Source organism: Alsobacter sp. P4_H11, from assembly GCF_056400925.1.
In genome coordinates, this window is sequence record NZ_JBFUKI010000002.1 from 160,828 (window position 1) to 174,653 (window position 13,826).

13 protein-coding genes are annotated in these 13,826 nt (G+C 70.0%); 8 read left to right on the forward strand and 5 right to left on the reverse strand.

Annotation, left to right across the window (positions count from 1 at the left end; translation table 11 throughout):
- Window positions 1-33: 33 nt before the first annotated feature.
- On the forward strand, window positions 34-1,029 hold the full coding sequence (locus tag AC1DSZ_RS04175; protein WP_476837124.1) for a hypothetical protein: 996 nt from the start codon (window positions 34-36) through the stop codon (window positions 1,027-1,029).
- Between the two features lie 17 nt (window positions 1,030-1,046).
- Here the strand turns inward: AC1DSZ_RS04175 and AC1DSZ_RS04180 are convergent, their stop codons facing one another.
- Together AC1DSZ_RS04180 and AC1DSZ_RS04185 are read right to left on the reverse strand one after the other, a co-directional pair.
- Window positions 1,047-1,940 carry a methylated-DNA--[protein]-cysteine S-methyltransferase gene (locus AC1DSZ_RS04180; RefSeq protein ID WP_476837125.1) on the reverse strand — a complete coding sequence of 298 codons (894 nt, stop codon included), beginning with the start codon at window positions 1,938-1,940 and terminating at the stop codon, window positions 1,047-1,049.
- A gap of 76 nt (window positions 1,941-2,016) precedes the next feature.
- Complete coding sequence (locus tag AC1DSZ_RS04185) at window positions 2,017-2,523, reverse strand: DUF2244 domain-containing protein (protein WP_188516003.1); 507 nt, start codon at window positions 2,521-2,523, stop codon at window positions 2,017-2,019.
- A gap of 62 nt (window positions 2,524-2,585) precedes the next feature.
- On the opposite strand from AC1DSZ_RS04185, the gene nth reads away from it, so the two are divergent.
- Complete coding sequence (gene nth / locus AC1DSZ_RS04190) at window positions 2,586-3,476, forward strand: endonuclease III (RefSeq protein ID WP_476837414.1); 891 nt, start codon at window positions 2,586-2,588, stop codon at window positions 3,474-3,476.
- Window positions 3,477-3,666: 190 nt separating this feature from the next.
- On the opposite strand, the gene AC1DSZ_RS04195 is transcribed toward nth, so the two are convergent.
- Window positions 3,667-4,482, reverse strand: coding sequence for an undecaprenyl-diphosphate phosphatase (locus tag AC1DSZ_RS04195; protein ID WP_476837126.1), 816 nt, complete (start codon window positions 4,480-4,482; stop codon window positions 3,667-3,669).
- A gap of 200 nt (window positions 4,483-4,682) precedes the next feature.
- Between AC1DSZ_RS04195 and AC1DSZ_RS04200 the strand changes: the two genes are divergently transcribed.
- Genes AC1DSZ_RS04200 through AC1DSZ_RS04210 form a run of 3 tightly spaced genes read left to right on the forward strand, consistent with a single transcriptional unit; the run spans window position 4,683 to window position 7,383 of the window.
- Window positions 4,683-5,375 carry a glutathione S-transferase family protein gene (locus AC1DSZ_RS04200; RefSeq protein WP_476837127.1) on the forward strand — a complete coding sequence of 231 codons (693 nt, stop codon included), beginning with the start codon at window positions 4,683-4,685 and terminating at the stop codon, window positions 5,373-5,375.
- Window positions 5,372-6,490: a tRNA epoxyqueuosine(34) reductase QueG gene (gene queG, locus AC1DSZ_RS04205; protein WP_476837415.1), complete on the forward strand. Its 1,119-nt coding sequence runs from the start codon at window positions 5,372-5,374 to the stop codon at window positions 6,488-6,490. Before AC1DSZ_RS04200 ends, queG begins: the two co-directional genes overlap by 4 nt.
- Window positions 6,487-7,383 carry an SDR family oxidoreductase gene (locus AC1DSZ_RS04210; protein WP_476837128.1) on the forward strand — a complete coding sequence of 299 codons (897 nt, stop codon included), beginning with the start codon at window positions 6,487-6,489 and terminating at the stop codon, window positions 7,381-7,383. The genes queG and AC1DSZ_RS04210 overlap by 4 nt, the downstream gene beginning before the upstream one ends.
- Before the next feature lie 231 nt (window positions 7,384-7,614).
- On the opposite strand, the gene olsB is transcribed toward AC1DSZ_RS04210, so the two are convergent.
- Both olsB and AC1DSZ_RS04220 read right to left on the reverse strand, forming a co-directional pair.
- Window positions 7,615-8,574 carry a l-ornithine N(alpha)-acyltransferase gene (gene olsB, locus AC1DSZ_RS04215; RefSeq protein WP_476837129.1) on the reverse strand — a complete coding sequence of 320 codons (960 nt, stop codon included), beginning with the start codon at window positions 8,572-8,574 and terminating at the stop codon, window positions 7,615-7,617.
- A 159-nt stretch (window positions 8,575-8,733) separates the two neighbouring features.
- On the reverse strand, window positions 8,734-10,854 hold the full coding sequence (locus tag AC1DSZ_RS04220; protein ID WP_476837130.1) for an ATP-binding protein: 2,121 nt from the start codon (window positions 10,852-10,854) through the stop codon (window positions 8,734-8,736).
- A 299-nt stretch (window positions 10,855-11,153) separates the two neighbouring features.
- Here AC1DSZ_RS04220 and AC1DSZ_RS04225 point away from each other — a divergent pair, with 299 nt between their 5' ends.
- The 3 genes from AC1DSZ_RS04225 to AC1DSZ_RS04235 all read left to right on the forward strand — a co-directional run bounded on the left by AC1DSZ_RS04225 (window position 11,154) and on the right by AC1DSZ_RS04235 (window position 13,820).
- A complete protein-coding gene (locus tag AC1DSZ_RS04225; RefSeq protein WP_476837131.1) occupies window positions 11,154-12,134 on the forward strand; it encodes an aliphatic sulfonate ABC transporter substrate-binding protein in 981 nt (326 codons plus the stop codon).
- Between the two features lie 154 nt (window positions 12,135-12,288).
- Window positions 12,289-13,038: an ABC transporter permease gene (locus tag AC1DSZ_RS04230; RefSeq protein ID WP_476837132.1), complete on the forward strand. Its 750-nt coding sequence runs from the start codon at window positions 12,289-12,291 to the stop codon at window positions 13,036-13,038.
- The gene (locus AC1DSZ_RS04235; RefSeq protein ID WP_476837133.1) at window positions 13,038-13,820 is read left to right on the forward strand and encodes an ABC transporter ATP-binding protein; all 783 of its coding nucleotides are present in this window, start codon (window positions 13,038-13,040) and stop codon (window positions 13,818-13,820) included. Before AC1DSZ_RS04230 ends, AC1DSZ_RS04235 begins: the two co-directional genes overlap by 1 nt.
- Window positions 13,821-13,826 lie beyond the last annotated feature (6 nt).

The following is a 13,826-nucleotide window of genomic DNA, read 5'->3' on the forward strand; positions in this document are numbered from 1 at the left end:
CTTGTTGCAATCGCCGCAACACGAGCCCTCGCCTTGCCCCTCCGCGTTTCCGCTCCCCGCCTCTTCGCCACGCTCGCGCTCGCGGCGGCCTGGTCCACGCCCTCTGCCGCGCAGCTCATGCTGCCGGGCGCCTCCGCGCCGACGCCGCAAGGGGCCGTTCAGCCGGCTTCGCCCGGCCAGGCAGGGCCGTCCGCTCCGGCGGCGCCGCGGCCGCCGGCCGGGCCCGTGGCGGTGAAGATCGCCGGCGAGGACGCGCTGGTCGGCAAGTCGCTGTTCCTGAAGGGCACGCGCGGCAAGCTCGTGATCGAGCGCAAGGACAAGACGTCCCTGGCCGCCACCGTGATCGCGTCCGGCGACAAGATCTCCAAGCCGACCGAAGCCTGCGGCATCGATCTGGGCGGGGGACGGCCGATCGACCTGAAGCCGGCCGGGCGGCCGGACGGGGTGCTGCGCTACACGCTGGATTTCCCGGCCTGCCCGCTCACCTTCGACATGCTGGACGGCGCGGTGCTGGTGACCAGCGCGTCGCCGAGCTGCACCTTCACGGAAGCCGATTGCCGGGTGGAGCCCCGCGGCATGTGGGGCCCGGCCCCCAGCGCGATCGAGGCGGTAGGCGGCATCGAGAGCGACCGCGGGCGCGCCGACAAGGCGGTGCGGGACAACTTCAAGGCGCTGCTCAGCCGCACCAAGGGCAAGGCCGAGATCAAGCAGGTGGCGGCCGAGCAGGCCGGCTTCACGTCCGAGCGCGAAACCATCTGCGGCGGCTACGCCCGCGAGGCCGCGCACGGCTATTGCGCATCGCGCTACACGGAATGGCGGGCCGCCAGCCTCGCGGCGCGCCTGAACCGGCTCGACGGCAAGCCCGAGAACGCCATCGTGGCCGCCAAGCCGGCGCCCAAGCCGAAGCCCAAGCCGGCCACCGATGGCGGCCTGATGAGCTCGGCCCCGGCCGAGGCGCTGCCGACCCGGCCCGCGACCGCCCCGCCGCCTCCACCGGCGACCAAGTCGATCTTCGATATCTTCCGGTAGGCGGGCCGCGCCGCCAATCAGGCGGCGGTCTGCCCGGCCTCCCAGCCCAGCATCGCCTGCTTGCGGGTGATGCCCCAGTGGTAGCCGGTGAGCGCGCCCGAGCGGCCGAGCACGCGGTGGCACGGCACCACGAAGGAGATCGGGTTGCGGCCTACCGCGGCCCCGACGGCGCGCGCCGCCTTGGGCGCGCCGATGTGGCGGGCGATGTCCGAATAGGTGGTGGCGCGGCCCATCGGGATGCGCAGCAGCGTTTGCCACACCCGCACCTCGAAATCCGAGCCGATCAGCACGACGCGCAGCGGCGTGTCGGAGCGCCAGCATTCCGGATCGAACGCGCGCTGGGCCAGCGCCTGCGTGGCGGCCGGGTCCTCGCGGAACTGCGCCCGCGGCCAGCGCCGCACCATGTCGGCCAGCGCCGATTCGCGGTCGCCGTCATCCACGAAGCCCACACCTGCGAGACCGCGTGCGGTCGCGACCACGATGGCCTCGCCGAAGGGCGAAGGGTGGAAGCCATACGCCATCGCGACGCCGGCGCCCGCCGCCTTCCACTCGCCCGGGCTCATGGCCTCGTGCGTGACGAAGAGATCGTGCAACCGGCTCGGGCCCGAGAGGCCGACCTCATAGGCGGCGTCCAGCACGCTGGCCGAGTCGCGCAAAAGCGCGCGGGCGCTGTCGAGCGTCAGGGCCTGCAGGAAGGCCTTGGGGGTCAGCCCCGCCCAGCGCCGGAAGATATGGTGCAGGTGCGAGGACGAGACGCCTGCCTGCGCGGCGACCTCGTCCAGCGAGGGCTGGCGGCGCCAGTGTTCCGTCATGAAGGCCAGCGCCTTGCGGACGCGGTCATAATCCTCCAGCGGTCCGGGCTGAAGGTCGGCGACCCCCACGGGGGCGAATTCGGCGGTGGATTGCAACATCGTGGCTCTCCGTGTCGACCGCCACACTAGGCGGTCGCCGAAAGGCCCGACACCCGAAAGCTGCGAGGCCGCCTGATCAGGATGGCGAATAGGGATTGTAGATCACGCCCTGCCGGGCCTCGGCCAGCGCGGCCGAGAGCGCGTCGCCGAAATTGGCCTTTTCGTCCGGCGACAGAAACGCCGCGAGACCCACCATCTGGCCGCGGGAAACCAGCGCGAGGCGCTGGACGCCGAATTCCTCGTGCTCCTCGCGATGCAGGCGCGTCCAGGCCGGGTTGAACCGCCATTCGGCCGAAGGGCCCTTCACGGGGTTCTTGCGCAGGAACACCTCCAGGGCGCTGACCCGCACCTCCTCGGAGGAGCGCGCTTCCGCGAGGCTGGCGCGCAGGGCGAAAAACAGCAGCACCACGTCGAGGCCATAGAACCCCGCCACCGGCCAGAAGCCGAGCACGATGAACGGGATGCTGGCGACGCAGCTCGCCAGCGCGACCAGCACCATCACAAGCCGGACGCCGCGCAGGTTCAGCGAGCGGTGCGGATGCAGCACCGCGGAGAAAACGGGTGGCGCCTCTTCGGGGGACATTGGAGGTTGCCTGCCTTGGTTTGAGCTTGCCGCCCTTCCATTTGGAAAATTATATGTCAGCCATGCCGCCGAGAAAGCCCGTCGCCGATCAACTCTCCACGAGGCCAATCGCCGCGGATGCCGCGCGCGGGAAGGTTGCGGCGAAGCCCAGCCCCAAGCCGAAGACCTCGGCCGGCGCCAAGTCGGTCGCGAAGGGTAAGCCGGCCGCGAAGGCGAAGCCGGCAAATCCGGTGAAGAAGGCCAGGGCGCCGAAAGCCCCGAAGCCGCTGGAGCCGCCGCTGGTGCGCGAGCTCTTCACGCGCTTCCGCGAGGCCGATCCGGAACCCAAGGGGGAGCTGGAGCACAGCAACCCGTTCACGCTGCTGGTCGCCGTGGTGTTGTCCGCGCAGGCGACCGACAAGGGCGTCAACATTGCGACGCGGCCGCTCTTTGCGGTCGCGGATACGCCGCAGAAGATGCTGGCGCTGGGCGAGGACGCGGTGCGGGAGGCGATCAAGACGATCGGGCTCTTCCGCAACAAGGCCAAGAACGTGATCGCGCTGTCGCGCAAGCTGATCGACGAGTTCGGCGGCGAGGTGCCGGACAGCCGCGAGGCGCTGGAAACGCTGCCGGGGGTCGGCCGCAAAACCGCGAACGTGGTGCTGAACACCGCCTTCGGCCGGCCCACCATCGCGGTGGATACGCATCTTTACCGCGTCTCGCACCGGCTGCCGCTGGCGCCCGGCAAGACGCCGCTGGACGTGGAGCTGGGGCTCGAGAAGGTGATCCCGGAGGAATTCCGCCTCCACGCCCACCACTGGCTCATCCTGCACGGCCGCTACGTCTGCAAGGCCCGCAAGCCGGATTGCCCCCGCTGCATCGTCAGCGACATCTGCCGCTTCGAACCGAAGACCCTGCCCGGCCAGAGCCCGCCGCCCGGCGCGGACCCGGAGGATGCGCCGCTGCCGGAGTAACGATCGGCGTCGGATTGCTGGAAAGAGGCTACACCCTCGCCGTCATCCCCGGCCGGAGCGGCGAAGCCGCGGAGGGGAAGGGGATCCAGGGGCCATTGGCCTGCGTCTGAGCCCAGTCTCCTGGATCCCCTTCCCGCGCCACCGGCGCGCCGGGGATGACGGTGGAGAGTTGGCGTGAAGCAGGTGGGGCTTACCCGTAAACCCACAGCCCGGCTAGGCCGGCCGCGCCGACGAGGATGCGCCACCAGGCGAACACCGCGAAGCCGTGCTTGGTGACGTAGGTGAGAAGGCCCTTCACCACCAGCAGGCCGGCGATCAGCGCCGCCACGAAGCCGACGCTGATTATGCCGACATGGCTGGTGTCCAGCGTCTTGTAATTCTTCAGCAGGTCATACGCGAAGGCGCCCGCCATGGTGGGCATGGCGAGAAAGAACGAGAATTCGGCCGCCGCCCGCTTGTCGGCCCCCATCAGCATCGCGCCCACGATGGTGGCGCCGGAGCGCGACACGCCCGGGATCATCGCCAGGCACTGGGCGAAGCCGATCTTGATGTACATCGACAGCGGGAACGTGGTGGCGTCGTGGTAGCGCGGCGCGGGCGCGCGCTCGTCGATCACGAGCAGCACCAGGCCGCCGACGATCAGCGCGATGCAGACCACCAGCGGGTTGAACAGCACGCCCTTGATGAAGCCATGCAGGATCGCGCCGATCACGGCGGCGGGCAGAAAGGCGGCGAGAACGCCGATCACGAAGTTGCGCGCCTTCGGGTCGCTCGGCAGCGCGAAGGCGATCTGCAGCAGCTTGCGCAGGTAGACGCCCAGGATGGCTAGGATCGAGCCGAGCTGGATCAGCACCGCGAAGGTCTTGTCGAACTGCTCGTCGCCGAAGTTCAGGCCGAGGAAATGCTCGGCCAGGAGCAGGTGGCCGGTGGAGGAGACGGGCAGGAATTCGGTGAAGCCCTCCAGGATCCCGAGCACGATGGCTTTGAGGGCGAGCGCGAGATCCATGCGAAATTCCTCTGGAGAAGGCCGGCGCGAGGCAGGGCGCGCCGGATGGGCTTGTGCGCAGGGGGACGATTCGGGTTGTCCCAAACGCGTGGCGGTTTTATACGCTGCCCTCGCGCGGCGCCACCCTGAGCGTTCCGCCTGGCGGGCTTTCGATCCCCTCGCCTCCTTCAGGCCTGCATTTTTCGGAGTCGAAGCCGCAGATGGCGACGCTCTATCACCACCCGCTTTGCCCCCATTCGCGTTTCGTCCGGCTCGTGCTGGGCGAGTTCGGCATCGATGTCGCGCTCGTGGAGGAACGCGCCTTCGAGCGGCGCACCGAGTTCCTCGTCATGAACCCGGCCGGAACCACGCCGGTGTTCGTGGAGGACCCGAGCGGCGCCGTGCCGGGCGCGGCCGTGATCGCCGAATATCTCGACGAGACGCGCGGGCTCGCGCTGGGCGAGCGGCGGCTGCTGCCCTCCGACCCGATGGGCCGGGTGGAGGTGCGCCGCCTCGTCGAGTGGTTCAACGGCAAGATGTATGACGAGGTCACGGGCTATCTCGTGACCGAGAAGGTGTTCAAGCGCTTCATGCCGGCCGAACTGGGCGGCGGCGCGCCCGACATGGCGGCCATCCGGGCGGCGCGATCCAACATCCGCTATCATCTGTCCTATATCGGCTTCTTGATGGGGAGCCGGAACTGGCTGGCCGGCGACCGGCTGAGCTGGGCCGACCTCGCGGCCGCCGCGCAGTTGTCGGCGGCGGATTACCTGGGCGACGTGCCGTGGAACGAGAACGAGACAGCCAAGCACTGGTACGCGCGGGTGAAGTCCCGGCCGTCGTTCCGGCCGCTTCTCGCCGACCGGGTGCTCGGGATGGAGCCGTCGGAGCACTACGGCGACCTGGACTTCTGACCGGCGACCGCCTCAAGGCGAAGCTCGTCGCGGACGCGACCCGGGAAGGATTCGACGTCGTCAGGGTGACGACGCCGGACGCCATTCCGCAGGCCCGGGCCCAACTCCTGGCCGCGCTGGCGGACGGCCACCATGGCGACATGGACTGGCTGGCCGACGAGCCCGCGAAGCGCGCAGATCCGCGGACGTTGTGGCCGGACACCCGCAGCGTCGTGATGCTGGCGGCCAGCTATGCGCCCGCCGAGGATCCACTCGCCACGCTGGCGCGCCGCGACCGGGCCGCCATCTCGGTCTACGCCCGGGCTCGCGACTACCACGAGGTCCTGAAGGGCCGGCTGAAGCAGATCGCGAGCCGGCTCAAATCCGCGTCCGGCGCCGACGTGAAGGTGTTCGTCGACACCGCGCCCGTGATGGAAAAGCCGCTGGCCGCCGCGGCCGGCGTCGGCTGGCAGGGCAAGCACAGCGTGCTGGTGTCGCGCCAGCACGGGTCCTGGCTGTTTCTGGGCGCGATCTACACGGCCGCCGACCTGCCGGCGGATGCGCCCGAGCCCGACCATTGCGGCTCCTGCACGCGCTGCCTCGACATCTGCCCGACGGACGCGTTTCCGGCCCCCTATCGGCTGGATGCGCGGCGCTGCATCTCCTACCTGACGATCGAGCACCGGGGGCCGATCCCCCGCGACCTGCGCGCCGGGATCGGCAACCGCGTGTTCGGCTGCGACGACTGCCTGGCGGTGTGCCCCTGGAACAAGTTCGCGGCGGCGGGGCGCGACGCCAAGCTGCAGGCGCGGGCCGATCTGGACGCGCTGCCGCTCGCCGAACTGGCGCGACTGGACGACGCGGCGTTCCGGGTGAAATTCGCCGGAACGCCTGTCAAACGCACCGGCCGGGAGCGTTTCGTGCGCAATGTGCTGGTCGCGATCGGCAATTCGGGCGATCCTGCGCTGGCGCCCGACGCCGAAGCGCTGCTCGCGGACGCCTCGCCGCTGGTGCGCGGAGCCGCTATATGGGCGTTGGGACGGCTCGCGCCGGAGAGGTTGGCGCGAGCGCGGGCGGCTTTCGCGCCGCACGAAACCGATGCCGACGTTCTGGCCGAATGGAGCAGCCCCCCGTGAATCTCCTCGTCTTCGGCTACGGCTACACCAGCCGCGCTTTCGTGAGCGCGCAGCGAGACGCATTCTCGGACGTCGCCGCCACGGTTCGCTCGCCCGAAAAGGCCGCCGCGCTGGCGCAGGAGGGCGTGCGCGGGCTGGTGTTCAACGCCACTGGCTGGGATGCGGCGCTTCCGGCCGCGCTCGACGCCGCGGACGCGCTGCTGGTGTCCATTCCGCCCGACAACGAGGGCGACCCGGTGCTGCGCGTCTTCGCGGACCGCATCGGCGCGGCCTCGAACCTGCGCTGGATCGGCTACCTTTCCACCGTCGGGGTCTATGGCGACCATGGCGGCGCCTGGGTGAGCGAAGCCACGCCGCCGCGGCCGATCAGCGAACGCTCCGCCCGCCGGGTTCACGCCGAGGAGGGCTGGCTGGCGCTGGGCCGGCAGACCCGCAAGCCCGTTCACATCTTCCGCCTGTCGGGGATCTACGGTCCCGGCCAGAACGCGCTCGTGAACCTGCAGAACGGCACGGCGCGCCGCCTGGTGAAGCCCGGGCAGGTGTTCAACCGCATCCATGTCGACGACATCGCGGGCGTGCTGGCCGCCTCGCTGCGCAAGCCCGACGGCGGGATCTACAACGTCACGGACGACGAGCCCGCGCCGCCGCAGGACGTCGTGACCTACGCGGCCGGGCTCATGGGCGTCGAACCGCCGCCCGAGTTCGCCTTCGAAACCGCCGAGCTTTCCCCCATGGCGCGCAGCTTCTACGGGGAAAACAAGCGCGTCTCCAACCGCCGGGTGCGCGACGAGCTCGGCTATGCGTTCCGGTACCCGACCTATCGCGAAGCCCTGCAGGCGCTGGCCGAGGCGGGCGAAGGCCGGGATGGGGGCGGGGCTGGCGGGTCGGAGTAGGGCCCAGGCCCGGCTACCAGCAGCAATCAGCCAGCCTCCCCGACACCCCTCATCCTGAGGAGCAGGCCCGCTTAGGCCTGCGGCTCGAAGAGCGAGGGGCAATAGGAGGCGCAATCATCGTGCGATCTGGAGTCCCTCGTCCTTCGAGACGCATCGCCGAGGGGCGATGCTCCTCAGGATGAGGGTCGTATGGGGAGGCTGACGGCTACAAATGTCGGTGCATGCAGCGTTTCAGGCCGCGTGGCGCTCCGCGTCGGCGCCGAAGTGGCCGATGTAGCGGGGGCTGATGGCCGTCACGGGCAGCACCACCAGCACGTCCGTGGTGCCAAACTGGCTGTCCACCACCGCGCCGTCACCGAATGTGGCGCCGACGCGCAGGTAGCCCTTGATCAGCGGCGGGAGGCTGTGGAGCGCCGCCTTGGGGTTGATCGCCGCCTTGTCGATCACGTCCATGGGCACGTGGCGGCCTGGCAGCGCCCGGGCGCGCCATTCGGCCGGGGCCATGGCGTGGTGATGCAGGAAGCTGAGCGGCAGGGCTAGGCGGGCCGGATCGGTCCCCTCCAGGCTGGCGCAGCCGAACATCACGTCCATGCGGTGGCGGCGCACATAGGTCCACACGCCGTGCCAGAGCAGCTCCACGGTGCGCTTGTCGCGATAGGGCGCGAGCACGCAGGAGCGGCCGAGCTCCAGGAAACGCTGGCCCGGATGGCTGCGCAGGATGGGGCCGATGTCGAACTCGCCCGCCGAATAGAAGCCGCCATGCCGTTCGGCGACTTCCTGGCGCAACAGCCGGTAGGTGCCGACCACCTTGGGCTTGCGCTTGCGCTTGTGCGGCTTGCCGAAGAACTCGGCCGGGGCTTCGTGGTCGATCACCAGCAGGTGGTCGCAGATGAGGTCGTAGGCGTCTATGTCCCGCCGCTTCAGCCGCGACAGCATGTCGGGGACGGCCGCCATCTCCTCGTAGAAGACGCGGTAGCGCAGCTTCTGGGCGCGCTTCACGTCCTTTTTGGTCTGGGCGAGGCGCACCTCAAGCGAGCCGATGCGGCCGAGCGTTCCGGCGAGCCCTTCGGGCGCGGGATCGGGGCGGAGCTTGGCGCGGGTCAGGAAGCCGGCGGATTGGCGGTGAAAGTTCACGATGACCCGGGACGTGAGCGAGGCGGCGGTGTGCGAGGCTGGTTCGGCGGCTTGCATCGGTTGCCACATTGGCGAAGACCCCCAACGCCGGAGGCGACGCCAGCGCCGGCTCGCAAGGGTGACGCGTCGCCCTGACGCACCCTCTTCATCATAGTCGGCTGACGCGTTTGTGACAAATCCGACGGTTGCGTGAACGCCGCGCTCAAGCCGGCTCGATCATCCCGTCCGGGCGAGCTTTTCCAGGCCGATCGCGCGCGTCAACGCGGCCGGATCCAGCGGCTTCGCCACCGTGGCGTCCATGCCGGAGGCCAACGCGAGGCCGCGATCCTCCTCGAACGCATTGGCGGTCAGCGCGACGATGCGCACGCGCGCCGATCCGTGGCGGCCTTCCAACTCGCGGATCTGGCGGGCGGCTTCGTGCCCGTCGAGCTCCGGCATGCGGACGTCCATGAGCACGAGGTCGTAGCGCTCGCCGGCCTGCAGCGACGCCTCGTAGCGGGCGACGGCCTCGCGGCCGTTTTTAGCCCAGTCCACGCTAGCGCCCATGCGTTGCATCAGCTTGGTGGCCAGCAGCGCGTTGATGTCGTTGTCCTCGGCCAGCAGCACGCGCATGCCCTGTGCGGCCGGGCCGGCGGGCTTTGGAGCGTCAGCCTGCGCGCCGCCGATGTCGACGACCACGGGAGCCGGCGCGGCCTCGCCCTCCGGCTCCAGCCGCGACGCCAGCGCGCGGGCCCGCACGGGCTTCACCAGATAGCCGTCATAGCCGGCCGCGGAGGGCGGGCCGAAGGAGCGGCGCTCGAAAGGCGACAGCAGCACGAGGCGGCGCACCACGCCGCAGCGCTTGGCCAGCGCCGCCACCATGCGGGCGTCGTCCTCGCCCACCGCGCCGTCGATCACCAGGAGGTCCGGCGTGAAGCCGCCCTCGTTGAGGCGCACCACGGCGCTCTGCGTGGTGGTCACGCCATGGGCGCGGACGCCGAGCTCCTGCAGGCGGCGCAGCATGAACGGGCCCTCGAAGGGCGATCGCGACACAACCAGGGCGGTCATGCCCGCAAAGGACGGCGCGGGAGGCGCGCTTCCGGCGTCCGGCCCGGCGTCGGCCGCCTCGAATGCGAGCGAGAACGAGAACACCGAGCCGCGGCCGGGCTCGCTCGTCACCGTCAGCTCGCCGCCCATGCCGGCCACCAGGCGGCGCGAGATCGTCAGGCCGAGCCCGGTGCCGCCGTGGCGGCTGGATGCCGAACCGTCGACCTGCTCGAACTCCTCGAAAATGCGCGCCAGCCGGTCCGCCGGGATGCCGACGCCCGTGTCCGACACGCTGAACGCGATGCGGCCGGAGGCGTCCCGCTCCACCAGCACGCCGACGCCGCCCTCGTCGGTGAACTTCACGGCGTTGCCGGCCAGATTGGTGAGCACCTGGCGCAGGCGCGCGGCGTCGCCCACCACCATCCGGCGAGCGTTCGCGGCCACGAAGCCGGCGATCTCGATGCCCTTGCCCTGTGCGCGCGGCGCGAGCAGCTCCACCGCGCCCTCCACCAGGGCGGCGAGGTCGAACGGCTCGGCGGAGAGCTCCAGCTTGCCGGCCTCGATCTTCGAGAAATCGAGGATCTCATCGATGATCGACAGCAGCGCCTCGCCGGAGGTCTTCACGGCGCGCACATAGGTGTGCTGCTCGGGGTCGATCTTGGTGCCCATCAGCAAGTCGGCCATGCCGAGCACGCCGTTGAGCGGCGTGCGGATCTCGTGGCTGACGGTGGCGAGGAAGCGGCTCTTGGCCTCGTTGGCGGCCTGCGCCTTGGCGCGCTCGGCCGCGAGCGCCGCCTCGGCCTCGCGGCGATCCGTGATGTCGCGGCCCACGGCCTGGATCTCGGTCTCGCCGCGCGCGCTGCGCACCGGGCTTTCGAGCCAGGAGATCCAGCGCTGCCCCTTCTCGGTCGCGATCGCCTGGTCGTAGCTGCGCGATCCGTCATCGCCCTGCCGTTCGTCGCTGGTCTCGAGGGCAGGGATCTGGAACTCGGCCCCGAGCAATTGCTCGCGCGGCGCCCCCGCGAGGGTCACGAAGGCCTCGTTCACATAGGTGAGCCGCCCGGCCTGGTCGCGCCGGAGAATGAGGTCGTCCTGCCCCTCGATCAGGCTGCGATAGCGGTCCTCGCTCTCGCGCAGCTCCCAGATGTGATCCTGCAGCTTCTCGTTCTTGGCTTCCAGCGCGGTGGCGCGCGCCTCGATGCGGAAATAGTCGCGCAGCAGCAGCGCGGCCGCGATCAGCGCCAGGGCCGACAACGAGCCGAAAACCAGAAGCGAGAGCCATCCCGCGGTGCTGAACTGAAGCGCGCCCATTCCATCCTCTGCGGCCAGCATGCACGAGAGGCATTGAGAAATGGTTGGTTCGAGCGCGGTCGCGGCGAGGGCTTGCAACCCAGGATCGCGCTAATCCACGTTGTATTTTGTGTTTTTTCCGATCACACACACCGTTTGACATACCGAACGGTTGAACCTATAAACGGAACACGCGCCGATTTGAGCGAGCAGCTTGCTGGGCGCGCCGGGACGAGGGATCAGCCTCTCGGGCCCGACAAATGCAGCTAAAGCGCCGCGGGTGGACATCCCTCCTCCCACGACCGCAACGGGAGGGAACCATGTTCACGATCAACCGCCGCCATACGCTCGCGCTGGCCGCCGCCCTTTGCCTGACGGGCGGATTGGCCCAGGTCGCCTCCGCGCAGGTCAAGGAAATCCGGATCGACTGGGCGACCTACAACCCCGTCAGCCTCGTGCTGAAGGACAAGGGCCTGCTCGAGGAGGAGTTCAAGAAGGACGGCATCACGATCCGCTGGGTGCAGTCGCTCGGCTCCAACAAGGCGCTCGAGTTCCTGAACGCCGGGTCGCTGGATCTGGGCTCCACGGCCGGCTCCGCCGCGCTGGTGGCCAAGATCAACGGCAACCCGATCAAATCCGTCTACGTCTACTCGCGCCCGGAATGGACCGCGCTGGTCACCAAGGGCGACGCCATCAAGACGGTGGCCGACCTCAAGGGCAAGCGCGTTGCCGTGACGCGCGGCACCGATCCGCACATCTTCCTGGTGCGGGCGCTGGCGGACGCCAAGCTCACCGAGAAGGACGTGAAGCTCGTCCTGCTGCAGCATCCGGACGGCCGCGCCGCCCTGGAGCGCGGCGACGTGGAAGCCTGGGCCGGGCTAGACCCGCTGATGGCGGCCTCCGAGGTGGAGGGCGGCGCCAAGCTGTTCTTCCGCAACGCCGCCGCCAACACCTGGGGCATCCTCAACGTGCGGGAGGAGTTCGCGCAGAAGAATCCCGAGCTCGTCTCCCGCGTCCTGAAGGTCTACGAGCAGGCCCGCCAGTGGTCGCTCGCCAACCCGAAGGACCTTTCCGCCACGCTGGTGGCCGCCACCAAGCTGCCGGACGCCGTGATCGCCAAGCAGCTCGAGCGCACCGAACTGACGCACGGTCCCATCGGCCAGCCCCAGGCCGACACCATCCTGGCGGCCGGCCTCGCCCTGCAGCAGGCAGGCGTGATCGACGCCAGCGTGGACGTGAAAGCCACCGTGAACGCCCTGATCGAGCCGAAGTATCTCGCTTCCAAGACGCAGACCCAGTAAGGCTCCGCGGAGTTTCACCGGGCTCACAATTTTGGACGCCTCCAGTCTCTCTTCGCAGCCGTCGACCTCCCTCCCGACGGATGCAACCAACGCGGCGCCGTCCCTGACGACGCCGCGTTCGGCTGTCCGGGCCAGGCGGACGGCCCGGCCCTGGATGCTCGGCTTCGTGCTGCCCGTCGGTCTCGCGCTCGGCTGGGAACTTGCGGTTCGGCTCGGGCTCGCGCAGGGCCGGCTGATGCCGCCGCCGTCTAAAATCCTGGACGCGTTCTGGTCGCTGGCCCGCACGGGCGAGCTTTGGGTCCATGTCGGCGCCACGCTCGGGCGCGTGCTGGCCGGCTTCGCGTTCGGCGCCCTGTTCGGCACGCTGCTGGGCGCCTTCGCGGGCGCGTCCGAGCGCTTCCGCTGGATCTTCGATCCCACCCTGCAGGCGCTGCGCGCCGTGCCCTCGATCGCGTGGGTGCCGCTGTTCCTGCTGTGGTTCGGCATCTTCGAGACGTCCAAGATCATCCTGATCGCGGTCGGGGTGTTCTTTCCGGTGTATCTCGGCGTCGCGGGCGCGATCGCGGGCATCGACCGCAAGCTGCTGGAGGTCGGGCGCGTGTTTCGGCTGTCGCCCTTCGCCACCGTGCGACGTGTGATGCTGCCGGCCGTGCTGCCCGAATGGATCATTGCGATCCGCTCGGGCCTCGGGCTCGGCTTCATGTTCGTCGTTGCGGCCGAGCTGATGGGCGCGTCCGAGGGCCTCGGTTACCTGCTGCTCGACGGGCAGCAGATGGGCCGGCCGGACCAGATCCTGGCCGCCATCATCGCGTTCGCGCTGCTCGGCAAGATTTGCGACGGCATCGTGGTGGCGGCGACCGCGCCGCTCACCGCCTGGCAGGATCTGCGGCGAGGGCGGCTCTGATGTTCGTCGTCCAGGGCCTCTCGAAAACCTACGCGGACGGCACGCACGCGCTGCAGGGCATCAACCTCGCGGTGGAAGCCGGCGAGATCCTCGCCGTGGTGGGCGGCTCGGGCTGCGGCAAGACCACGCTGCTGCGGCTCGTCGCCGGGCTCGACACGGCCTCGGCGGGCGCCATCACGGTGGATGGCGAGCCCATTCTCGGGCCGCACCCCGCCGTCGGCATCGCGTTCCAGGAGCCGCGGCTGCTGCCCTGGCTGAGCGTCGCTGACAATGTCGGCTTCGGCATCATGGACCTGCCCCGCGCCGAGCGCGAAGCACGCGTCGGGGAGGCGATCGAGCGGGTCGGCCTCGCCGAGCACGCCCGGCGCTGGCCGCGCGAACTCTCGGGCGGGCAGCAGCAGCGCGTCTCTATCGCGCGCGCGCTGGTCGCCCGGCCCAAGGTGCTGCTGCTGGACGAGCCGTTCTCGGCGCTGGACGCCTTCACGCGCGCCAGCCTGCATGAGCATTTGCTGACGCTCTGGGCCGCGAGCCGCCCGACGGTGGTGATCGTCACCCACGACGTCGAGGAGGCCGTGTCGCTGGCCGACCGCGTGGTGGTGATGCGCCCGCGTCCCGGCCGGGTGTTCGAGACGATCTCGGTGCGCGCCGGCCGGCCGCGCGACAAGCTCGCGCCCGGGTTCGACAAGGCCAAGCGGCGCGTGTTGAATGCGCTCGACCGGTCGCTGAAGAGCGCCGAGGACCATCAAACGCCATCCGCCGGCGGCGCCGAGCTGTGGTGGTGAACCAGA

Coding starts and splice junctions, on each gene's coding strand:
- AC1DSZ_RS04220 (WP_476837130.1), bottom strand. CDS start 10,854: ATGGGCGCGCTTCAGTTCAGCACCGCGGGATGGCTCTCGCTTCTGGTT.
- AC1DSZ_RS04180 (WP_476837125.1), bottom strand. CDS start 1,940: ATGTTGCAATCCACCGCCGAATTCGCCCCCGTGGGGGTCGCCGACCTT.
- AC1DSZ_RS04225 (WP_476837131.1), top strand. CDS start 11,154: ATGTTCACGATCAACCGCCGCCATACGCTCGCGCTGGCCGCCGCCCTT.
- AC1DSZ_RS04235 (WP_476837133.1), top strand. CDS start 13,038: ATGTTCGTCGTCCAGGGCCTCTCGAAAACCTACGCGGACGGCACGCAC.
- AC1DSZ_RS04195 (WP_476837126.1), bottom strand. CDS start 4,482: ATGGATCTCGCGCTCGCCCTCAAAGCCATCGTGCTCGGGATCCTGGAG.
- AC1DSZ_RS04200 (WP_476837127.1), top strand. CDS start 4,683: ATGGCGACGCTCTATCACCACCCGCTTTGCCCCCATTCGCGTTTCGTC.
- AC1DSZ_RS04230 (WP_476837132.1), top strand. CDS start 12,289: ATGCTCGGCTTCGTGCTGCCCGTCGGTCTCGCGCTCGGCTGGGAACTT.
- nth (WP_476837414.1), top strand. CDS start 2,586: ATGCCGCCGAGAAAGCCCGTCGCCGATCAACTCTCCACGAGGCCAATC.
- olsB (WP_476837129.1), bottom strand. CDS start 8,574: ATGCAAGCCGCCGAACCAGCCTCGCACACCGCCGCCTCGCTCACGTCC.
- AC1DSZ_RS04185 (WP_188516003.1), bottom strand. CDS start 2,523: ATGTCCCCCGAAGAGGCGCCACCCGTTTTCTCCGCGGTGCTGCATCCG.